Origin of the sequence: Necropsobacter rosorum, from assembly GCF_964241405.1 — a bacterium.
GTDB lineage: Bacteria > Pseudomonadota > Gammaproteobacteria > Enterobacterales > Pasteurellaceae > Necropsobacter > Necropsobacter rosorum.
Genome location: NZ_CAXSXF010000003.1, coordinates 139,128 through 161,280, shown reverse-complemented (window position 1 = coordinate 161,280; position 22,153 = coordinate 139,128). Strand labels below are relative to the sequence as shown.

The window sequence follows — 22,153 nt, the reverse complement described above, 5'->3', positions numbered from 1 at the left end:
CGTCCTTCCTGTCAATTAATGTCCCGGAAAATCCACCAGCGTAAACGGCTCGACGCCCAAAGCGTGCAAACGTTCCTGCCCGCCGAGATCACACAGATTGATCACAAAAGCGGCGTGTTTCACTTCACCGTGCAGGCGGCGCACCAGTTTTACGGTCGCCTCTACGGTGCCGCCGGTGGCCAGTAAATCATCAATAATCAACACATTATCGCCTGCTTCAATGGAATCGGCATGAATTTCCAGCGTATCTTCACCGTATTCCAGCTGATAAGATTGCGCCAGGGTCGCACGCGGCAGCTTGCCCGGTTTACGCACTAACACGAACGGCACGTTCAGCGCCAGCGCAACCGGCGCGCCGAAAATAAACCCGCGGCTTTCCGTACCGATAACTTTAGTGATACCCTTATCCCGGTATTGTGCGACGATCAGATCAATTGAGGCTTTAAATGCGGCCGGAACAGCCGTTAATCCGGTAATGTCCCGGAAAATAATTCCCTTTTTCGGATAATCGGGAATGGATTTGATAGATGATTTAATCAGTTCTAATGGGTTGTTCATCATATTACCTAAAAGTGCGGTCGAAAATTTTCGACTTTTTGTATAAAAGTTGTATAAAAGAAACCGGCGCAAATAGTATCACAGATTATGGGATTTAACGATAAATATCCTCGCCGTTTTTGCGCGTTTTCAGCAGGCGTAAAATCCAGACGTATTGCTCCGGTGTCGGGGTGACGAAACTTTCGATTTCGCGGTTCATCGCCCGCGCCGATTGTGCGGGATCATCGCTTAAACTCATCACCGGATGAATTTCCATTTCATATTTGCCGCGCGCCGCGTTATAGCGCGGGAACATCGGAATCACCACCGCTTTAGCCAGTTTTGCCATTTTGTTCAGCCCCGGCAGGGTGGCTTTATAGGTGGCGAAAAAATCCACATATTCGCTCAGTTCGGCGCCGTAATCCTCATCGGGCAGATAATAGCCCATTTCGCCTTTTTTTACCGTATTCAAAAACGGTTTAATGCCGTTTTGGCGCGCGTGCATTTTGCCGCCGAAACGCTGGCGGGTGATGGTCCACAGCCAATCCACCAGCGGATTACGATGCGGATTATACATTGAAGTCATCGGCATACCGTGGGTATGCAGAATAATGCCGGAAGCGTCAATCGCCCAGCCGTGCGGCACCAGCAAAATGATATTATGCCCCTCGGCTTTCGCCTGTCGAATATGTTCGATACCGATAAACTCGCTGCGCGCCTGCAAGTGTTTTTTCGAACGCACGGCAATTTCTCCGATGCCCAGCATCACTTGGGTTACCGTCACGAACATGGCGTCAATCACCTGCTCGCGCTTTTCCTCCGACCAGTGCGGAAAGCAATAACGCAGGTTGACCGCCGCGCGGTGACGCTGTTTTTTCGCCTTGCGACCGACAATCACGCCTAATTTCGCCGCCAGCTTATCGCGCCAGCCATAAGGCAAAAACGCCAGCAGCAGCAACACTAAAATGCCGAGCCAAATTCCCCAGTATTGCGGCAATAAATAAGACCACGACCAGTGCGGCTGATAGCCTGCGCGCGCGGTTAAGCGTAATGCTTCTTGTTGTTCAGCCATGTTCTTTCACTCAAATTATCCGAACCAGCCCTGATCATAGGCCATTTTTGCCGTCATAATAAAGGACATCACCACCACCATCGGGCGAATTAACGCTTTGCCTTTAGTTAATACCATTTTGGCACCCAGATTGGCGCCGATCGCTTGTCCCAGCATCATGGCCAGCCCGACCGTCCACATAATCTGTCCGCCGATCAGGAAAAAGATCAGCGAGGCAAGATTCGAAGTAAAATTCAACACCTTCGCATGCGCGGTGGCTTTCGCCAGATTAAACCCGAGCAAGGTGACAAAAGCCAGACTCAGCAGCGAACCGGTACCCGGCCCGAAAAAGCCGTCGTAAAACCCGATGCCCAGCCCCGCACTTAATGCAAACGCGGAATAGGAAATACGCTTTTGCCGATCCTCATCGCCCAGCTTCGGCGTCAGCAGAAAATACAGGCCGATCGCCAACACCAGAAACGGAATCACTTTTTTAATTAATGCGCTGTCAACGGCCTGAATCAGCACCGTTCCGATCACCGCGCCGATAAACGTCATCAGTAATAAAAACCAGACTTCGGCCAGATTGACCGTTCTTCGGCGCAAAAAATACAGACTGGCGGAAAACGAACCGCCGCAAGCCTGTAATTTATTGGTACCCAGCGCCATTGCCGGCGGCATGCCGGTCATCAACAGCGCCGGAATAGTAATTAATCCGCCGCCGCCGGCGATGGCGTCGATAAAACCGGCGATGAAAGCCACGCCGACTAAAAGCATAATGATTTCAATACTGAGTTCCGGCATATTTATTTTCCTGACAACCATTTGTTGCTTAATGTTCCCGCCACCATGGCGCCGTTCACGTTCAGGGCGGTTCGTCCCATATCGATAAGCGGCTCAATGGAAATCAATAATCCCACCAATGCCAACGGCAGGTTTAACGTTGACAATACCACAATCGCCGCAAACGTCGCGCCACCGCCCACGCCGGCAATACCGGCGGAAGAAATCGCCACCACCAAAATCAATGTGGCGATATACTGCACGCTGAACGGGTCGATGCCTACCGTCGGCGCCACCATGACCGCCAGCATTGCCGGGTAAATGCCGCCGCAGCCGTTTTGTCCGATGGTTGCGCCGAAGGTCGCGGCAAAATTCGCAATCACATTATTGTTACCCAGTTTATTGATTTGGGTTTCAATATTTAACGGAATAGTGGCCGCACTTGAACGGGAGGAAAAAGCAAAGCTCAGTGTCGGCAACACCTGTTTATAGTAATGAAGCGGGTTAATGCCGGCCAGCGCCAGTAATATGCCGTGTACCACAAACATCAATAAAATCGCGACATAAGAGGCAATGATAAAATTACCCAGCATTAAAATATCCGCCCATTTCGAGGTGGCCGCCATTTTAATCATCAGGGCGAATACACCGTACGGCGTTAAGCGGATGACAAAACGCACTACGCGCATAATCAGCTGATTTAAGGTATCGATTCCTTGCGCAATACGTTCGCCCAGCGACTGATTTTCTTTACGCAAACTGATTGCCGCAACACCTAAAAAAGCGGAAAAAATCACCGTGCTGATAATGGAGGTCGGGCTGGCGCCGGTCAGTTCGGCAAACGGATTTTTCGGAATAAACGAAAGCAGCATGGCCGGAATCGTTAAGCCGCTGATTTGCTCGACCTTGCCGTCCACTCTCGCCTGTGCGGCCAGTTCACGCTCACCGGCAATCAACCCTTGTGCGGAGACGTCGAACCAATATACCATGGCGATCCCGATAGCCGCCGCGATGGCGGTGGTCACCAATAACACGGCGATCACGCTGAAGCTGATTTTGCCGAGAGAACCGGCCTGATTTAAACGGGTGATGGCCGATAAAATGGAAATAAACACCAGCGGCATAACAATCATCTGCAACAGACGCACATAGCCGTTGCCGACCAAATTAATCCATTCCAGACTGTCTTTAATCACCTGCTCTGCGGCAAAAAGCTGCAATAATGCGCCGCCCAGCAAGCCTAACAGCAAGCCTAAAAAAACCGTTTGTCCCAGTTTTTGCGTTTTGTTGTACACCACGCCCAACAAAAACAGACCGGTAACAAAAATCATCAAAGTTACAATAAACATCACACTCCCCCTTCCATGTTCACTCACGGCAGATTTGCCAAGCCTGCGGCATCTTTTTCATCCTGATGCCGCACCTAAATTTTTACTCTAACCACTCGCTGCGATTCGGTGCATTCAGCACCTGTTGACATAATACCGGCTCCGGCGGCAGCGCTTTCGGCTTGCTCGGCGTCACCGACGGTTTCGCCGGTTCAAACCAGGAATACAGCTCATCGCCGCAGCCGTCACCGGCCGGCACCGGCGCCTGATTTTCACAATAGGCCGCGCCCTGCGGGCAGGTTAACCGCACATGGAAATGGGAATCATGACCGAACCATGGGCGGATTTTCTGTAGCCAGCTGCGATCGCCCCGCACCGTCTGGCATAATTTCAGTTTAATGGCCGGATTGACGAAAATCCGGCTGACCTGTCTATCCTGCGCCGCCAGACGAATTAGATTGGTATGATTGTCATTCCATAGCCGATCGTCCACCCGCTGCGCCTTACGGTTAACCACCAGCAGCCCCATACCGGCGGGATCCTGCGCGTCTTTAGCCGATAAACGTCCCATGCGCAGCCAAATATCCGCATCCAGCCCCATTTGATGACTGGCATGACCGGTCAGGAAACGACCGCCGCCCGGCATGGCGATATCGCCGATCAGCATGGTCGGCAGGCCGGCGGCTTTCACTTTTTGTCCTAAACGCTGTAAATAAGCGATCATATCGGGATGGCCGTAATAGCGGTTTTTTGCGGTGCGAATCACCTGATAGCCGTCGCCGTCGAACGGCAACGCCTGCGCACCGATAATACAACCGTTGCTGTACGAACCGACCGGGGTCGGATCGCCGGGAATCGGGCGTTTTACCTGTTGCCAGTCCTGCGGGGCGGCAATCACGGAAGAAACGAAAAAAACAGCGGAAAAAACGACCGCACTTAAGCCTGTTCGTAGAGAAGTTTTCATCGACATTGCGCCTTAAATCGTAATAAATGATCAAGCAGCACGATAGCCGTCATCGCCTCGGCGATCGGCACGGCACGAATTCCCACGCAGGGGTCATGGCGCCCTCTGGTCACCACTTCTACCGGCTGATTTTCCCGATTTACCGAGCGTCCCGCAATAGTAATGCTAGAAGTCGGCTTTAAGGCGAGCGTGGCAATAATCGGTTGCCCCGAGCTGATGCCGCCCAAAATTCCGCCCGCATGATTGGAACAAAAACCCTGCGGCGTCATTTCATCACGGTGCTGAGTGCCGAGCTGTTCAACCACGGCGAAACCGTCGCCGATTTCCACCGCTTTCACCGCATTAATGCCCATTAACGCATGGGCTAAATCCGCATCCAGACGATCAAAAACCGGTTCGCCCAAACCGACGGGCACGTTTTCCGCCACCACCGTCAGCTTTGCCCCGACGGAATTGCCGTCTTTTTTCAGGCGGCGGATCAATTCATCAAATTTTTCCACCGCACTTTGATCCGGGCAGAAAAACGGATTAGCATTGACCTGCTGCCAATCGATAGCCGTGACATTTTCCACCGTGCGCGGATCGATTTTCACCGCGCCGATTTGCGATAAATATCCGCGCACCTCAATCCCGAAGTGTTCGCGCAAATATTTTTTGGCAATCGCCCCCGCCGCGACCCGCATGGCGGTTTCCCGCGCGGATGCCCGCCCGCCGCCGCGATAATCGCGCAAACCGTATTTCTGCTGATAGGTATAATCCGCATGGCCCGGCCGGAAACGGTCTTTGATCTCGCCGTAATCCTGCGAGCGCTGATCGGCATTTTTAATCAGCATGCCGATGCTGGTGCCGGTGGTTTTTCCTTCAAATACGCCGGATAAAATCTGTATCTCGTCATTTTCACGGCGCGCCGTAGTATAGCGGGAAGTGCCGGGCTTGCGGCGATCCAAATCCGGCTGAATATCCTGTTCCGATAACGCCAGTCCCGGCGGAACGCCGTCAACGATGCACCCCAGTGCGATACCGTGCGATTCACCGAAAGTGGTGACGCGAAATAACTGTCCTATGCTGTTGCCTGCCATATTGCTTCCTTAATTTTTGATAACCGTTTTCTCCGATATAAGCCGGATTTCCTCATCAGAGGAGGTATTTTTAATGAACACATCCAGCTGATTAAAGGCGATATCGATATTGTGTTGCGTAAATAACTGTTCGATGCGGCGGTTTAGGTAATCCACCGTCCGGGTTCTGTCGCCGATTTTACCCACATAAACGCGCAATTCATGATCCAGCGTGCTGGCGCCGAAAGATAAGAAATAGGCCGCAGGCTCCGGATCTTTCAGTACGCGATCACATTCGTTCGCCGCCTGTAGCAATAATTTTCTCACCAGTTCCAGATCCGAGCCGTAGGCCACGCCCACATTTACTAAAACGCGGGTCATGGAATCGGTCAGCGCCCAGTTGACGATCCGTTCCGTCACGAACGCTTTATTCGGCACGATGACTTCTTTTTTATCAAAATCAATCAGCGTAGTGGAACGGATACGGATTTTGGACACCGTACCGGAATAGGTGCCGATCGTGACCACATCGCCGATTCGCACCGGACGTTCAAACAGAATAATGATACCGGAAACGAAGTTGGCGAAAATTTCCTGCAAACCGAAACCGAGACCGACGGATAACGCGGCAAACAGCCATTGCAGTTTCGACCACGACATGCCCAGTGTCGCAAACGCGGTACCCGCGCCGATCGCGATAATAAAATAGATCAATAAGGTGGTAATGGTGTAAGGAGTGCCCTGCGAAAAGCTGAAACGGGAGAAAATCAGCACTTCCAGCAACCCTGAAATATTGCGCACCAAGGCATAAGTCGCCACCAATATCACGATCGCCAGCAACAGATTCAGCAAGGTAATGGATTCCATAACCACGCCGGAATCGGTGGTGACGCTTTGCTGCCACAGCGTCACACCTTCCAGATAATACGCCACGGCGATTAAATCGGACCAGACCCAATAAAATAACGCGAATAAGCCTACCCATAATAACAGATCGGTGACGCGCCCGACCTGCGCTTTCACCTGAGAAATTGCGATTTCTTCTTCCGGCTGAATATCCAGACTGACTTCACCGTCATCGGTTTCCGCTTTCTGCGCCTGCGCTTGCTCACGTTTTTCCTGTATGCGCCGGTAAGCCAAACGGCGGGCGGAAACCGTAAAGGCACGGTAAATCACATCGCGCAGCACCATCCAGATAACAAAAACGAAATAGGAGGACATTAAATGATCCATGAGAATCAACGCGGTGTAATAATACCCCATGACGATCAGAATAATCAGCGCCACCGGTGCGATCGCCAGTAAGATACGGGCGAATTTAGACAGATATTCCTGCCCGGTGCTTTCCTGCTGGCTGTTCTGATACGCCCGTACCGCATAGCGTAAACGCGGGCCGACAATAAACAATGAAATAATCAGAATCGAAATAGTCAGCACCTGCCCGATCACATCATTGGTAATCCCCGCATCCAGCCGGGTGAACATGCCCGCATTCAGCCACAGGGCGCAAATCCACACGGAACGTTTCAATACGGAGGAGAAGATCTCCACATTTTTAAGCGGCATATTAAAATGGCGGTATGCCAACCCGTTCGGGCGCAACATGGCTAATATAAAGGCAAAGAACAGCCAATAGCCGGACATGCGCAGCGACCACCACCAGAAATTGGCCGGATTTTCAAAACAGATAAAGGTGATCAAGATCAGACAGGATAAAAAGATCAGCGTGCTCGGCAGACACAGAATCAATGTCCAGAAAATCGCTTCCGGCGTATAACGCTGACGATCACCGGTTAAGGTATTAATCCGGCTGTTGATATAAGTCAGACGCTGCTTGATTTTCTGTTTACGCCATTGAATCAGTGCGGTCAATAAAGACAGAAAAACAATCAGGATGCCGGCCGGAATAATATTGTCTTTCCAGTTGGAAAAATTGATCAGCGCACTGATGTCTTTCAATTGGAACTGCACCCGCGGCAAAAAGTTGGTCACCCAGTCCAAATCAAGCGGCGAATTGCTTTTCACCCAGAAACTTTGCTGCTGCAGTTTATCCTGCAAGGTGTCGCTGATTGCGGTCACCTGCTGCTGATTCAGCTCAATATTAATCGCCAGATTCAGCTGATTATTCAGCGTGGTGATGGTATCCGACAGCAGTTTACGGCGTTCCTGCAAAATTGTAGTCAGCTGGTTGCGTTCGGCGTCCGTCAGCGTGGCGTTATTTTTCTTTTCCAAATCCGCGATATAGCTTTTGGTTTCATACAGATTGTCACGAATTTCGGTCAAATCAAAAATTCTGACCCGCAAATCGGTAATCTGTTTGGCTAAGCCGCTTACCATCTGATCCTGCGGCAACAGTTGCTTTTGTTTATTAATAATACGGGAAAGCACCAGTGTCCCCTGCAGCGCGCTGATCTGCTCGTTAATATTGCGCTCGGTCTGCTGCAAATTATCCAACACACTTTTAATCCGCAGATTATCCTGCGTCATGGTATTTAACTGCGCCGTCTGTTTAATCAGATCCTGACTGATGGCCAGATTAAGATTTTGCTGCTCGGCCAGCAATGGATTGGTACTGCTTTTGCCGTCCTGCTGCAACTGTTCGGCCTGCTGGCGGGTTTCCTGTAGATTTTTTTCATTCACCACATCCTGCAGCACGGTCTGTTTGCTCTTCAGCTGCTGCTGCACCAGATTTTTTTCTTCCAGCTGAATGGTATAAAGTGCGGTCAGATCATTATTACCCTGCAATAATGCCTGATTGTAGGCATTTTGCAGCTTAATTAACGCCGCTTCGGCTTCCAGCTTGCCTTTTTCCGTCGGATCGATGGCGGTATTAAACAGCAGTTTTTCGATTTCCTGCGAGCGCACCAGATTATTGCTTAATACCGTCTGAGCGCGATCCGGCGCAGAACGCTGATTAACCAACAGTCCGTTAATATTGGTTAAATCCGTCTGCACCTGCTGTAAATCCTGCTGCACGGTGGCTAACTGATTCTGTAATTCCGTCAGCGATAATTTGGCCAGCTGCGCGGCGCTCGGCGCACTGGCGCTTTTCAGCTTATCGACGGAAGCCTGTGTGGTTGCGGTGGCTTTCGCTGCGTTATTGATCGCACTGTCCAGCGCTTTATTATCTTCTTTTTGTTTGCTGATTTTGGTCAGTAAATCCAGCGTATCTTGCAGATTCTGCACCAATGCTTTATTCGCCGCATCGTTCTGATCCTTCTCTTTTGCCGCCGCCAGCTGCGTCTGCACGCTCTCTTCGCTCGGCACCTCGGCCATACTGCCGCCGCTGCAGAGCAATAACAGCCCCGCCGCAAATAACATTGAAAAAATACGACGTCGTTTCATTTTACTTTCCTAATAATTTCGCTAACTGCGCTTTCAGCTGTGCGCGGGAAATTTTAATATTGCCCTGTTGCTGCCACGATTCGGGCGCTAAAGGTAAATAGCGCACAGGCTGTTTAAACTTTTCTAATTTATCCGCCAGCCAAAGTGTTAAATTTTCGACCGCACTTTGGCTGAAACCATCCCGGAATTTTACCATTGCCAGCGGGCGCTGACCGAACTCGTCATCCGCCACCGGCAGAATAAATACCTGTTCGACATGCTCGAAACCCAAAATGATTTTTTCGATCTCTTCCGGCTGAATGTTCTCGCCGCCGGAAATAAACATATTATCCAGCCGCCCGACCACCACCAGCTCATTATTCTGCCACAGTCCCTTATCTTTTGTCTGCAACCAGCCTTGCGGGTTGACCATGGCGACAATGCCGTCATCCTGCCAATACCCCAACGCCAGCCCGGCGCCGCGCAGCCAGATTTCCTCATTGACTAAGCGAAATTCCCGTCCGGGCAGCGGCCGGCCGACACCGGCGAATCGGTCGCTTAGTTTGGCAAACACGGTGGAGGCCATTTCGGTCATCCCGTAGCCGGAATAGGTTTGTATGCCCAGCGCCTGCGCCTGTTGGGTCAGTTCGATCGGAATATGACTGCCGCCGAGCAAAATATGGCGGGTGGCAAACTGCGCGATATGATGCTGCCGAATATAAGCCAGCAAGCGGCGCAACTGGGTCGGTACCAGCGAAACATGGCTGGCTTGCAGCACATCGGCATAAAAATCGCACGCCGGTACATGCAATTGCGCGCCGGCATGCAGCCAGCGCCAGATAATGCCCTGACCGGATACATGGTACAGCGGTAACGATAACAACCAGCAATCCTGCGCGCCGAATGCCATTAACTCGCACACTCCGCGCGCATTATCCAGATGAGCCTGCACATTATGTACCACCGCTTTCGGCATCCCGCTGGAGCCGGATGTTAAGGTCATCGTCGCCGGGCGCTGAAAATCCGCGCCGGTTTCAAAATCCGGCAAAGCATCAGCCTGTCCGACCGACAAGCTCAGTGCGGTCAGATTCGGCAACGTTTCTGCGCTTGCCGAATAATAAAAGCGGATCCGATTACGCTGACAAAGGCAGCCGGCTTTTTCCGCCGGAAACGCCGGATTGAGCCCCAGCACCCGCGCGCCGAGCTCAATCGCCGCCAGATACAGCAACACCAGACGGCAATTGTTTTTGCCCTGTAGGGCAATGCCGTCGCCCGCCTTAACGCCCTGTGCGCGTAAGGCGGCGGCATAATGTGCGATGTGCGCTGCCAGCTGCGCCCAAGTGAAAAGATTACCCTGCTCATCACGCAAGGCAATCCTGTGTTGATAGGATGCGGAGTCGGCATATTGCCGCCAAGGAAATAGCATGAAAATGTGCCTGATATGCCCGCTTAATTGGCGGTGAAAAAGGCTCGGACTTCATCAATCAGTTCGGCCGGCAAGTGCATTGATTGCATCGCCCCTTCCAGCATCAGCATTTTGCGCCCGCTGTTGGTATTGGTAATGACCCAATACGGCGTGTCCGGAATCTGTTTCGGTTTGGTATGATTGCCCGCCATCAGTAATGTGGCTTCATCGCGCGCAAAATACACCCGGGTTCGCCCCTGCAGCGATTCTGTCGCCTGCGCAAAGCTCTCCGGATTTGTGCGGTACAGCACGCGCAGAATATCTAAAAACCGCACGACCGCTTTACTTTCCTGCAGGAAAGTTTCCGATGTCAGCAGCGCGCGGACTTTGCCGACAAGCTGAGAAATCGCTGCCTCGGATTGTTTTTTCGGCGGCTGTGATGCCGCATTTTCCACCCGGTTCGGCGAGACTTCAGCCACCGACGCCGTTTCAGCCTCCGGCGCGCTTTCGGCGTTTAGCGGCGGGGTAAAAACCGGCTCATTTTTGACCGCACTTTTAGCGGAAGAAAAATGCAGTAAACGACGCAGAATATCGGAGGCACTTTCGCCAATAGATTGCGTCTGGCTGGCAATATATTGATAAAGTTCTTCATCCACTTCGATTATTTTCATTTTTTCTCTCCACTTGCTTGATCTGTTTACGCTTTTGCAACATTATAACGACTTCTCTACAAATACTCTATGCAAAAATTATGTCGCAACAAAATTTACTGAATTTCCAATTTAATCAATTAAAACAACCGACTAGCAAACCTACGCTAATCTTTATTCACGGTTTGTTCGGCGATATGAACAATTTAGGCGTGATCGCCCGCGCTTTCGCCGACGATTATCCGATTCTGCGCGTCGATTTGCGTAATCACGGGCACAGCTTTCACAGCGATGAAATGAATTATGCGCTGATGGCGCAGGATTTGCTGCATCTGATTGATTATCTGCAGCTGGATAAAGTGATTTTAATCGGGCATTCCATGGGCGGCAAAACGGCGATGACGGCGGCGGCGTTACGTCCCGAATTAACGGAAAAACTGGTTGTTATCGATATCGCTCCGGTAGCGTACGGCAACCACGGGCATGATAGTGTGTTTGCCGGTTTGTTTGCGGTAAAACGGGCGCAGGCGCAAACCCGTCAGCAGGCAAAACCGATTCTGGCGCAACATATTCCGCAGGCAAGCGTGCAGCAGTTTATGCTGAAATCCTTTGATGCTCATTGCCCCGAACGTTTTCGCTTCAATCTGACCGCACTTTACGCCAATTATGCCAAGCTGATGGACTGGCAGGCGGTGAGTTTCTCCAAACCGACATTATTTATCAAAGGCGGGCTGTCGGATTATATTCTGCCGGAATACCGGGATGAGATTACGGCGCAGTTTCCGCATGCCGGCGCCTTTACCATTAACGGCAGCGGACATTGGGTGCACGCAGAAAAACCGGATGCCGTCATCCGCGCCGTACAGCGCTTTTTATCCTGATTTCGGGTTGTGTGAATAGGGTTTAAATCGCCCTTGAATTATGTTATAGTTCGCCCCATCTTAGCGTTGTAGCTTATCATTCTCAATTAGCTGCGTGTTGAATAATTTCAGTGGGTTGAAAAATGGCAAAACAAGATGCCGACTGCATCACTTTAGATCTGTTTGCTAACACGCCGCGGGTAGGACGCCCGAGAACGAATCCGCTGAGCCGCGAGCAACAAATCCGTATCAATAAACGTAATCAGCTTAAACGCGATAAATCCAGCGGTTTAAAGCGGGTGGAGTTGAAATTACATAGCGGTTTGGTGCAGAAACTGGAAGATTTGGCGTCCGTTCGGGGGGTTAGTCGTTCGGATGTCGTCGTAACGATTTTACAAAATTATTTTGATATTAAGGAAAACAGGTAATAAACATGGCTATCGTTGGTTTATTTTATGGTAGTGATACCGGCAACACCGAAAACGTTGCCAAAATGATTCAAAAACAATTGGGCGCCGAAATCGTCGATATTCGCGATATTGCCAAAAGTACCAAAGAAGATATTGAGGCCTACGATTTTCTGATGATTGGGATCCCGACTTGGTATTACGGCGAAGCGCAATGCGACTGGGACGATTTTTTCCCAACGTTGGAAGAAATCGACTTCACCGACAAATTAGTCGCCATTTTCGGCTGTGGCGATCAGGAAGATTACGCCGACTATTTCTGCGATGCGATGGGAACCGTGCGCAATATCATTGAACCGAAAGGCGCCATTATCGTCGGTAACTGGCCGACCGCAGGCTATCATTTTGAATCGTCACAGGCGCTGATTGACGACAATACTTTCGTCGGTTTGTGTATCGATGAAGATCGCCAGCCCGAATTAACGGCCGAGCGTGTGGAAAAATGGACTAAACAGGTTTACGATGAAATGTGTTTAGATCAATTGGTTGAATAATCCGCTTAATCTCAAAAAAGGGGCATTTTATGTCTGAAGAAAACATCAAATTACTCAAAAAGGCCGGCTTAAAAATCACCGAACCGCGTCTGACGATTTTAGCATTAATGCAAGAGCATGAAATGTCACATTTTTCTGCGGAAGACGTGTATAAAATGTTGCTGGAACGAGGTGAAGACATCGGTCTGGCGACGGTATATCGCGTATTGAACCAGTTCGATGAAGCGAATATTCTGACCCGTCACAATTTTGAAGGTAATAAATCGGTTTTCGAACTGGCGCCGACGGAACATCATGATCACATTATCTGCGTCGATTGCGGTAAGGTGTTCGAGTTCAATGACGAAGTGATTGAAAAACGCCAGCGCGAAATCAGCGCCGAGCACGGTATTAAACTAAAAACCCACAGCCTGTATTTATACGGCAAATGCAGTGATATCGAGCATTGCGACGAAAACAATAAAAAATAACCCAGGACGCCGCGGCGTCCTTTGTTTTGCGCCGAAAGCGCGCCATTTGCGCTATTTGGCGTGAAATACCGCCATATAATTGCAGCTGGCATCGCGATTTAAGCGGAAACGGCCGCTTAGCGGGTTATAGTGATAGCCCGTCATATTGCGGCATTCCAACTGCGCCTCATCCGTCCACTGCAACAGCTCCGCCGGACGGATAAATTTATCGTAATCGTGCGTGCCTTGCGGCAGCATTTTCAGAATATACTCCGCCCCCAGCACAACCAGCGTCCAAGCTTTAAAGGTACGGTTAATGGTGGACAGAAACAGCACGCCGTCCGGTTTCAACAACTGTTTGCAGCTGCGGATGACCGAAGCCGGCTGCGGCACATGCTCCAGCATTTCCATGCAGGTTATCACATCGAATTTCTGCGCCCCAAGTGCGGTCTGTTTTTGCAGAAAATCTTCCACCGTCGTTTGCCGGTAATCAATCTGCACACCGCTTTCGCGCGCATGGTTGACGGCAACCTCCAGCGGTGCAGCCGACATATCGATTCCCGTTACGTTCGCGCCCTGTTTTGCCATACTCTCGGCCAGAATGCCGCCGCCGCAGCCCACATCCAGCACCCGTTTTGCAAACAAGCCGTTCGCCTGCTGCAAAATATAATCGAGACGCAGCGGATTAAGCCGGTGAATCGGTTTAAAATCGCCCTGCGGATCCCACCAGCCGTCCGCCATTTTTTCAAATTTATCCAACTCCTGCGGATCAAGATTGTGCATGCTTAACCTTCTGATAATCAAAATAGAAATAATGCATCATTATTCCCTAAGTGCGGTAAAAATTCACTATAAAATTTGCGGAACATTAGAGGAACAATAGAAATTATGCTATAATTCCGCCAGTTTTTTTACCATATTAGGAAGACCTGAATGACTGATTTAGTCCCAAACGTTACGCCCGTCAGTATAGAAGAAGAATTAAAATCTTCATATCTTGATTATGCGATGTCCGTGATTGTCGGACGTGCCTTACCCGACGTACGAGACGGCCTGAAACCCGTACACCGCCGTGTACTTTTCTCTATGGATCAAAGCGGTATCACGCATAATAAAGCCTATGTCAAATCCGCGCGCGTGGTTGGTGATGTGATCGGTAAATATCATCCGCACGGCGACAGCGCGGTCTATGACACGATTGTGCGCATGGCACAGCCTTTTTCGCTGCGCTACATGCTGGTGGACGGACAGGGTAACTTCGGTTCGGTGGACGGCGATGCGCCGGCGGCGATGCGTTACACCGAAGTCCGGATGCAGAAAATCACGCAGGAATTACTCACCGATCTTGATAAAGAAACCGTGGATTTCTCGCCGAACTACGACGGCAAGGAAATGATTCCCGATGTGCTGCCGACTAAAATTCCCGCCTTGCTGGTTAACGGTTCTTCCGGTATTGCCGTGGGGATGGCGACCAATATTCCGCCGCATAATTTAGGCGAGGTGCTGGACGGCTGTCTGGCTTATCTCGACAACGAAGACATCAGTATCGATGAATTAATGCAATATATTCCCGGCCCGGATTTCCCGACTGCAGCGCTGATCAACGGCCGCAAAGGCATTGAAGAAGCCTACAAAACCGGGCGCGGTAAAGTCTATGTGCGCGCCAAAGCGGAAATCGAGACGAACGACAAAGGCCGCGAAACCATTATCGTGACCGAAATCCCTTATCAGGTCAATAAAGCCCGTTTGGTGGAAAAAATCGCCGAGCTGGTGCGTGATAAAAAAATCGATGGCATCAGCAACGTACTGGATGTGTCCAACAAAGAAGGATTCCGCATTGAGATCGAAGTCAAACGCGATGCGGTCGGCGAAGTGGTCTTGAATCATCTCTATGCGCTGACCCAAATGCAGGTCACTTTCGGGATCAATATGGTGGCGCTGGATCACGGTCAACCGAAATTATTCGATCTCAAACAAATCATCGCCGCTTTCGTTAAACACCGCCGCGAAGTGGTGACCCGCCGCACCGTATTCGAACTGCGCAAAGCACGCGAACGCGCCCATATTTTAGAAGGGCTGGCGATTGCCTTGGCCAATATTGATCCGGTGATTGAATTAATCCGCGCCTCCAAAACCGCCGATGAAGCGCGCGAGGGCCTACTCTCGCGCAGCTGGGAGCTCGGCAATGTGCAGGCCATGCTGGAAGCCGCTGGCGTGGATGCCTCCCGCCCGGAAGATCTGGCGGAGCAATTCGGGGTCAGAGACGGTCGGTATTATCTGTCCGAAGAACAGGCGCGCGCCATTCTGGATTTGCGCCTGCAACGCCTGACCGGTCTGGAACACGAGAAAATCGTCAATGAATATCAGGAAATTTTACTCGAAATCGGCGAACTGCTGCGTATTCTGAACAGCAGCGAACGGCTGAAAGAAGTGTTGCGCGAAGAACTGGAACGGGTAAAACTGGAATTTAACGATCCGCGCCGCACCGAAATCACCGCCGCCTCCGGAGATATTAATCTGGAAGATTTGATTGCCCAAGAAGATGTGGTCGTCACGCTGTCGCACGAAGGCTATGTGAAATACCAGCCGTTAACCGATTATGAAGCGCAACGCCGCGGCGGCAAAGGCAAATCCGCGACCAAAATGAAAGAAGAAGATTTTATTGAGCGCCTGCTGGTTGCCAATACCCATGATACGATTCTGTGTTTTTCCAGCCGCGGTCGCCTCTATTGGCTAAAAGTTTATCAGCTGCCGCAGGCCAGTCGCGGTGCGCGCGGTCGTCCGATTGTGAATATTCTGCCGCTGGAAGATAACGAACGCATCACGGCCATTCTGCCGGTTTCCGCGTATGAAGAAAACAAATTCGTGGTCATGGCCACGGCCGGCGGTATCGTGAAGAAAACCGCGCTGACCGAGTTCAGCCGCCCGCGTTCAAACGGCATTATCGCCCTGAACCTGCGTGATGAAGACGAACTGATCGGGGTGGATATTACCGACGGCAGCAATGAAATCATGCTGTTCTCCTCACAGGGTCGCGTGGTGCGTTTCGACGAAAACGCCGTGCGCGCCATGGGGCGCTCGGCAACCGGCGTGCGCGGGATAAAACTGGCCTTAAACGATACGCTGTCGGATGAAGAAAGTGCGGTCGAAAATGAAGAGATTTCCGATGACAATAGCGATGAAAACCCGGATCTCAATATCGATAAAGTCGTGTCGTTAGTCGTGCCGAAAAACGGCGGCGCCATTCTGACCGCCACCCAAAACGGCTACGGCAAACGCACCGGTCTGGAAGAATATCCGGCCAAATCGCGCAATACCAAAGGGGTGATTTCCATTAAGGTCAGCGAACGTAACGGCAAAGTGGTGGCCGCCGCGCAGGTGGAAGAAAACGATCAGATTATGCTGATTACCGACGCCGGCACCTTAGTCAGAACCCGGGTCAGCGAAGTCAGCGTGGTCGGGCGCAATACACAGGGCGTACGCTTGATTCGTACCGTCGAAAACGAGCAGCTGGTCAGTCTAGAACGGGTCTGCGATGCCGATGATGACGAAGAGACAAGCCCGGAAAGTGCGGTCGAAAATTCGCCGGAATAAATCAGATCAAGAAAGCGGACATGATGTCCGCTTTCTTTTTATGATCCAAATCAGGAAATCCTTGCTTTTCCACGCAGGCCGATTTCCTTTTCGGCGGGCGAATGTTAGAATCGCCGCATTTAGTCAATATTAAGCCGTAACCCATGATACTTTCGTTAATTTACCTTCATATCATCTGTGCTTTTACCAGCCTCGCCCTGTTAGTCGTACGCGGAACGATGCAACTTCGCGGTAAAGACTGGCGGGCAATAAAACTGTTAAAAATGCTACCGCACTTATCCGATACTTTACTGATTCTCAGCGGTGCGATTATTCTGTTTACCCTGCAATTCGGCTTCCCGTGGTGGATTATCGGCAAACTGGTTCTGCTGATTTGCTATGTAATCTGTGCCGCCGGCTATTTTCATAAAAGTGCCACACCACCCAAAACCCGTAAATTATTATTTGCGGTTGCCGCCTTTATCGGCGCCATGCTGCTGGGCTATTTTCATTAAAAAATGCCGGACGGTGTTAATTTATCCGCCCGACATTTTTATGTTTTCGGTTTTAATTCGTCGTTAACCGCCCGCTAATTTGACACGAAATCCTTGCTGTTCCAGCAACGATTTAAGCAGATCGCGTTTATCTCCCTGAATTTCAATGCAGCCGTTTTTTACCGCACCGCCGCAGCCGCAGCGTTTTTTTAATCCGGCGGCCAGCGTTTTCAGTTCGTCATCGCTTAAATCCAAACCGCTAATCAGGCTGACGCCGCTGCCTTTGCGGCCGCTGGCTTGTCGCTGAATGCGTACGATACCATCACCTTTCGGTCTTGCCGCCGGTTTGTCCTCGGCTTTTATTCGCCCGCCCTGCGTCGAATAAACCAATACGCTGTCCGACATATTAACCTTCAATCGACACATTGATTGCGCGTAACACTTCCGCCGGTTTATCCGCCTGTGTAATCGGACGGCCGATAACCAAATAATCGGAACCGGCCTGAATGGCTGCCGGCGGCGTCATTACCCGGCGCTGATCACCGAAATCGGCACCGATAGGACGAATGCCCGGCGTCACCAGAGTAAAATCTTTACCGCAGTGAGCGCGCAGAATTTCCACTTCCTGAGGCGAACAGACCACACCGTCCAATCCGGCACGCTGAGTTAAATTAGCCAGGCGAATCACCTGTTCCATCGGCGATGCGTTAATACCGATCTGTAATAAATCCAGATCTTCCATACTGGTCAGCACCGTCACGCCAATTAAAATCGGCGCATCTTTGCCGTAAGGTTCCAGAATTTTTTTTGCCTCTTCCATCATGCGCAACCCGCCGCTGGCATGCAAGTCCACCATCCAGACACCTAAATCCGCTGCCGAACGCACCGCTCTGGCCACCGTATTCGGAATATCATGGAATTTTAAATCCAAAAACACATCAAAATTACGCTGGTGCAATTGTTTAATAAACTGCGTGCCCAAGGTGGTAAACATTTCTTTGCCCACTTTCAGACGGCATAAACCCGGATCAATCTGATCCACCAACGCCAGCGCCTGTTGTTCTTTTTCATAATCCAATGCTACGATGACTTTACTGCTCATAACGTTTTCCTTATTAACTCAATTATGTTCAATTCCACGAATCGGTTTGATACTTTCCCACTGACGGCAGGACGGGCAGCACCATGTCAGTTTATGCGTCTGATAACCGCAGTTTATGCAGCGGTAATCAAACCCTTGTTTTATCCGCTCGCCGACCATTTTATGCAACAGAATCAGACTGTCTTTCGCCCTTCCCGGTTCCGCATTATCAATCTGATACTGAATAAAGCGGTGAAAAATAAACGTACTCGGATTTTGATTCAGTTGCTGGTACAGTTTGGTCTGGGCGGCAAACGAACCGTCTTTTTCAGCGATTAAATCCGCCAGCGCCAGATCCACCGCGCTGTTATGACAAATCTGACTGGCTTTAATTAAAAACAGCTCGAAACTATCCAGCTGGTTTAATTCCTGATAACAGTACTTCAGCGCCGGCAGCACTTCGCCCACATAATCGGCATTCTGATGCAAAATATTTTCAAAATTTTTGACCGCACTTTGGTAATCCAACCGAACCATATAGGCTTCCGCCAGCAACATGGAAGCGCGGACGCAACTCGGCGCAACATTCAGGGCCTGCTGTAGAATTTCAATCGGTTTATCTTTGCTTTGCGCATCCAGCCCCTGTGCATATTCGCAATAATAATGCGCCAGTTCGATGTTATCTTCTTTCGGGGCGATTTTGGCCAGCTTCTCGGCGACATTAATCGCTTTTTTCCATTCTTTGGTTTTTTGATAAATAATCGCCAGCTGCTGTAGCGCCCCTTCGGCGAAGTCCGGTTCATCCACCAGAGCAATGTATAAATTCTCGGCGCGATCAAAAAAACCGACCGCCATAAAATCTCTGGCAAGCTGCTGTTTTGCCAGTAATTTCTGTTCAAAACTATAATTCGGACTGCGATCCAGCGCCTGATGAATGCGCAAAGCGCGATCGACCTCACCGCGCGAACGGAATAAATTCCCTAAAGTCAGTTCCGCTTCAAAGCGGGAGGCGCTTTCTATTTCATTCTCGGCTTCCTGCTTTTGCAGCATCGCCAAAAATAAATCCACCGCTTTATCCGGCTGGTTGGATAACAGAAAATTTACCCCGGTCACATAATCGCGGGAAAGTTTATTGCTGATATCGTCCTGATCTTTTTTCGCGCTGCGATGCCCCATGTACCAACCGTAAGCGGCGGCAATCGGCAACAGAAGAAAGAGCAGTTCAAGCATTATCAGACGGCCTTGTCTCGGCTGGTGGCCAATTCGTTAATTTGTAATGTCTGACGTTTAATCTGGCGGGCAAGAGACATATTTTTCAGTTTTAATTTCAGATAGAAGAACGCCGAGATAAGCCAGCCTAAAATTAATCCTAAACCGAATAGAATCGCAACCAGAGTGGAAAGCTGCACTTCGCTTTGCGCAACAATATAATTAAATGAAATGATTTGATCATTATTGGCGCCGACGGTAATCGCAACCAATACAACGGCGAGCAGAATAATAAAGCCAAAAATATATTTAATCATAGCGGTTCTCCCTGGAAATCTGTGCGTATCATTATGCCAAAAATAAACACAAAAAACGACACTTAAAGTGCCGTTATTTCAATTAGTTGATATATTATGCCCGAACATCTACACGTTCTCTCAGCTCTTTACCCGCTTTAAAGTGAGGTACCGATTTGGCTTCCAGTTTTACCTGATCACCGGTTTTCGGGTTACGACCTATACGCGGTTGGCGAAAATGCAATGAAAAACTGCCGAAGCCGCGAACCTCGATACGATCACCGTTTTCTAACGTCTGCGACATCTGTTCTAAAATGTCCTTCACCGCGTTTTCTACCTCTTTAACCGGTACGGAAGGATTTTTTTGAACTAAATTTTCAATAAGTTCTGACTTGGTCATAATATTCTCCTCACCTCTTATCGGCCGGCAGCTTACAACATTGCGCCGGTCGTTTTAAGGGAATGCTTAATTACTCGCCTTTCGCCGCTTTGAACGCTTCAGCAAACGCATTCGGCATTGCAATATCTTCCTGCTTGTTGTTGACGCTTGCAACCGCTGCCGCTTCTTCAGCCTGATCTTTCGCTTTTACGGATAAGTGAACGATACGGGCTTTACGATCCACACCGGTGTATTTTGCTTCAACGGTATCGCCGGCAGCAACTTCACTGGTTAAATCGCCAGCACGGATATAGCCTTCAACGCCGCCGTCCAGTTCCACTTTGGCGCCTTTCGCATCAGCTTCAACCACTTTCGCACTGACTACCGCGCCTTTTTTGTTCAGCGCAACGAAGTTATTGAACGGGTCTTCTTCAAGCTGCTTGATGCCTAAAGAAATACGTTCTTTAGCGGAATCCACCTGCAATACGACGGCGGACACTTCATCGCCTTTCTTGTAGCTACGAACTGCTTCTTCGCCCGGTACGTTCCAGGAAATATCGGATAAATGCACTAAGCCGTCGATACCGCCTTCCAGACCGATGAAGATACCGAAATCAGTGATGGATTTGATTTTACCGGAAACTTTGTCACCTTTATTGTGAGTTTCGGCAAATTGTAACCACGGGTTAGGTTTGCATTGTTTTAAGCCCAGCGAAATACGACGACGTTCTTCATCGATTTCCAGTACCATGACTTCAACCACATCGCCAAGGCTGACCACTTTAGACGGATGAATATTTTTGTTTGTCCAGTCCATTTCGGAAACGTGAACTAATCCTTCAACGCCTTCTAAAATTTCCACGAAACAGCCGTAATCGGTCAGATTAGTCACTTTACCGGTTAATTTGCTGCCGACCGGATGATTTTCAGCAATCGCCACCCATGGATCCTGACCCAACTGTTTTAAGCCTAAGGATACGCGGGTACGGTCTTTGTCAAATTTCAAGACTTTAACGGTGATTTCATCGCCGACATTAACGATTTCGCTCGGATGTTTAACACGTTTCCAGGCCATATCAGTGATATGCAGTAAGCCATCAACACCGCCCAAATCAACAAACGCACCGTAATCGGTAAGATTTTTAACGGTACCTTTGACTTCCGCGCCTTCAGACAGGCTGGCTAAAATTTCTTCACGATCCTGACTGTTTTCAGATTCGATCACCGCACGACGGGAAACTACCACGTTGTTGCGTTTTTGATCCAGTTTAATCACCTTGAATTCCAGCTCTTTGCCTTCAAGGTGTGTAGTGTCACGCACCGGACGGGTATCTACCAGAGAACCCGGTAAGAATGCGCGCACGCCGTTCAGCTCAACTGTGAAACCGCCTTTCACTTTACCGTTGATTAAACCGGTTACGGTCGCTTGTTCTTCGTATGCTTTTTCCAATTCAATCCAGGATTCGTGACGAACGGCTTTCTCACGGGATAATTTGGTTTCGCCGTAACCGTCTTCCACCGCATCCAGTGCCACATTGATGACATCGCCGACTTTAACGTCCAGCTCGCCTTGTGCATTCTGGAATTCTTCCGCCGGAATACGCGCTTCGGATTTCAAACCGGCATCGACATAAACGAAGCCTTTTTCAATCGCGACAACAGTACCGTTAACGATAGAACCCAAACGGGTTTCCAGGCCTTTTAATGATTCTTCAAAGAGTTGAGCAAAAGATTCTGACATAATTAATCTT

22 protein-coding genes are annotated in these 22,153 nt (G+C 50.0%); 6 read left to right on the top strand and 16 right to left on the bottom strand.

Annotated features, from left to right (window positions below; translation table 11 throughout):
* Nucleotides 1-15 precede the first annotated feature (15 nt).
* From apt to seqA, 9 genes are all read right to left on the bottom strand, one after another.
* A complete protein-coding gene (apt, locus tag ACESOH_RS07310; RefSeq protein WP_373100679.1) occupies nt 16-558 on the bottom strand; it encodes an adenine phosphoribosyltransferase in 543 nt (180 codons plus the stop codon).
* Between the two features lie 94 nt (nt 559-652).
* Complete coding sequence (lpxM, locus tag ACESOH_RS07305; protein ID WP_373100542.1) at nt 653-1,609, bottom strand: lauroyl-Kdo(2)-lipid IV(A) myristoyltransferase; 957 nt, start codon at nt 1,607-1,609, stop codon at nt 653-655.
* A 15-nt stretch (nt 1,610-1,624) separates the two neighbouring features.
* On the bottom strand, nt 1,625-2,392 hold the full coding sequence (locus ACESOH_RS07300; protein WP_032092130.1) for a TSUP family transporter: 768 nt from the start codon (nt 2,390-2,392) through the stop codon (nt 1,625-1,627).
* Nucleotides 2,393-2,394: 2 nt separating this feature from the next.
* Entirely contained in the window at nt 2,395-3,720 is a 1,326-nt protein-coding gene (locus ACESOH_RS07295) for a cation:dicarboxylate symporter family transporter (protein ID WP_373100541.1), read from the bottom strand.
* 82 nt (nt 3,721-3,802) lie between these two features.
* Nucleotides 3,803-4,669, bottom strand: a complete 867-nt coding sequence (gene mepA / locus ACESOH_RS07290) for a penicillin-insensitive murein endopeptidase (protein ID WP_373100540.1) — start codon at nt 4,667-4,669, stop codon at nt 3,803-3,805.
* Nucleotides 4,660-5,742, bottom strand: coding sequence for a chorismate synthase (aroC, locus tag ACESOH_RS07285; protein ID WP_373100539.1), 1,083 nt, complete (start codon nt 5,740-5,742; stop codon nt 4,660-4,662). The genes mepA and aroC overlap by 10 nt, the downstream gene beginning before the upstream one ends.
* A 9-nt stretch (nt 5,743-5,751) precedes the next feature.
* The gene (gene mscK, locus ACESOH_RS07280; protein WP_373100538.1) at nt 5,752-9,066 is read right to left on the bottom strand and encodes a mechanosensitive channel MscK; all 3,315 of its coding nucleotides are present in this window, start codon (nt 9,064-9,066) and stop codon (nt 5,752-5,754) included.
* A 1-nt stretch (nt 9,067) separates the two neighbouring features.
* Nucleotides 9,068-10,471, bottom strand: coding sequence for an o-succinylbenzoate--CoA ligase (gene menE / locus ACESOH_RS07275; RefSeq protein ID WP_373100537.1), 1,404 nt, complete (start codon nt 10,469-10,471; stop codon nt 9,068-9,070).
* A gap of 23 nt (nt 10,472-10,494) precedes the next feature.
* On the bottom strand, nt 10,495-11,121 hold the full coding sequence (seqA, locus tag ACESOH_RS07270; protein WP_373100536.1) for a replication initiation negative regulator SeqA: 627 nt from the start codon (nt 11,119-11,121) through the stop codon (nt 10,495-10,497).
* An 80-nt stretch (nt 11,122-11,201) separates the two neighbouring features.
* On the opposite strand from seqA, the gene ACESOH_RS07265 reads away from it, so the two are divergent.
* The 4 genes from ACESOH_RS07265 (at nt 11,202) to fur (ending at nt 13,391) form a co-directional block, all read left to right on the top strand.
* Nucleotides 11,202-11,981 (top strand): alpha/beta fold hydrolase, encoded by a 780-nt coding sequence (locus ACESOH_RS07265; RefSeq protein WP_373100535.1) that lies wholly within the window; start codon nt 11,202-11,204, stop codon nt 11,979-11,981.
* A gap of 122 nt (nt 11,982-12,103) precedes the next feature.
* Nucleotides 12,104-12,388: a LexA regulated protein gene (gene ybfE, locus ACESOH_RS07260; protein ID WP_032092138.1), complete on the top strand. Its 285-nt coding sequence runs from the start codon at nt 12,104-12,106 to the stop codon at nt 12,386-12,388.
* Nucleotides 12,389-12,393: 5 nt separating this feature from the next.
* Nucleotides 12,394-12,921, top strand: a complete 528-nt coding sequence (fldA, locus tag ACESOH_RS07255; RefSeq protein WP_032092139.1) for a flavodoxin FldA — start codon at nt 12,394-12,396, stop codon at nt 12,919-12,921.
* Nucleotides 12,922-12,950: 29 nt separating this feature from the next.
* Nucleotides 12,951-13,391 (top strand): ferric iron uptake transcriptional regulator, encoded by a 441-nt coding sequence (gene fur, locus ACESOH_RS07250; RefSeq protein ID WP_032092140.1) that lies wholly within the window; start codon nt 12,951-12,953, stop codon nt 13,389-13,391.
* A 51-nt stretch (nt 13,392-13,442) separates the two neighbouring features.
* Here the strand turns inward: fur and ubiG are convergent, their stop codons facing one another.
* Nucleotides 13,443-14,153 (bottom strand): bifunctional 2-polyprenyl-6-hydroxyphenol methylase/3-demethylubiquinol 3-O-methyltransferase UbiG, encoded by a 711-nt coding sequence (ubiG, locus tag ACESOH_RS07245; RefSeq protein ID WP_373100534.1) that lies wholly within the window; start codon nt 14,151-14,153, stop codon nt 13,443-13,445.
* Between the two features lie 150 nt (nt 14,154-14,303).
* Here ubiG and gyrA point away from each other — a divergent pair, with 150 nt between their 5' ends.
* Nucleotides 14,304-16,964 (top strand): DNA topoisomerase (ATP-hydrolyzing) subunit A, encoded by a 2,661-nt coding sequence (gene gyrA, locus ACESOH_RS07240; protein WP_373100533.1) that lies wholly within the window; start codon nt 14,304-14,306, stop codon nt 16,962-16,964.
* Between the two features lie 143 nt (nt 16,965-17,107).
* The gene (locus tag ACESOH_RS07235; protein ID WP_373100532.1) at nt 17,108-17,458 is read left to right on the top strand and encodes a SirB2 family protein; all 351 of its coding nucleotides are present in this window, start codon (nt 17,108-17,110) and stop codon (nt 17,456-17,458) included.
* A 63-nt stretch (nt 17,459-17,521) separates the two neighbouring features.
* On the opposite strand, the gene yciH is transcribed toward ACESOH_RS07235, so the two are convergent.
* The 6 genes from yciH to rpsA form a co-directional block, all read right to left on the bottom strand.
* A complete protein-coding gene (gene yciH / locus ACESOH_RS07230; protein ID WP_373100531.1) occupies nt 17,522-17,842 on the bottom strand; it encodes a stress response translation initiation inhibitor YciH in 321 nt (106 codons plus the stop codon).
* Between the two features lies 1 nt (nt 17,843).
* Nucleotides 17,844-18,539 carry an orotidine-5'-phosphate decarboxylase gene (gene pyrF, locus ACESOH_RS07225; RefSeq protein WP_373100530.1) on the bottom strand — a complete coding sequence of 232 codons (696 nt, stop codon included), beginning with the start codon at nt 18,537-18,539 and terminating at the stop codon, nt 17,844-17,846.
* Between the two features lie 18 nt (nt 18,540-18,557).
* A complete protein-coding gene (lapB, locus tag ACESOH_RS07220) occupies nt 18,558-19,748 on the bottom strand; it encodes a lipopolysaccharide assembly protein LapB (protein ID WP_032092146.1) in 1,191 nt (396 codons plus the stop codon).
* Between the two features lie 2 nt (nt 19,749-19,750).
* Nucleotides 19,751-20,044 (bottom strand): LapA family protein, encoded by a 294-nt coding sequence (locus ACESOH_RS07215; protein WP_032092147.1) that lies wholly within the window; start codon nt 20,042-20,044, stop codon nt 19,751-19,753.
* Nucleotides 20,045-20,138: 94 nt separating this feature from the next.
* Nucleotides 20,139-20,423 (bottom strand): integration host factor subunit beta, encoded by a 285-nt coding sequence (locus ACESOH_RS07210; RefSeq protein WP_373100529.1) that lies wholly within the window; start codon nt 20,421-20,423, stop codon nt 20,139-20,141.
* Nucleotides 20,424-20,493: 70 nt separating this feature from the next.
* Nucleotides 20,494-22,143: a 30S ribosomal protein S1 gene (gene rpsA, locus ACESOH_RS07205; RefSeq protein ID WP_032092149.1), complete on the bottom strand. Its 1,650-nt coding sequence runs from the start codon at nt 22,141-22,143 to the stop codon at nt 20,494-20,496.
* Nucleotides 22,144-22,153: the final 10 nt, after the last annotated feature.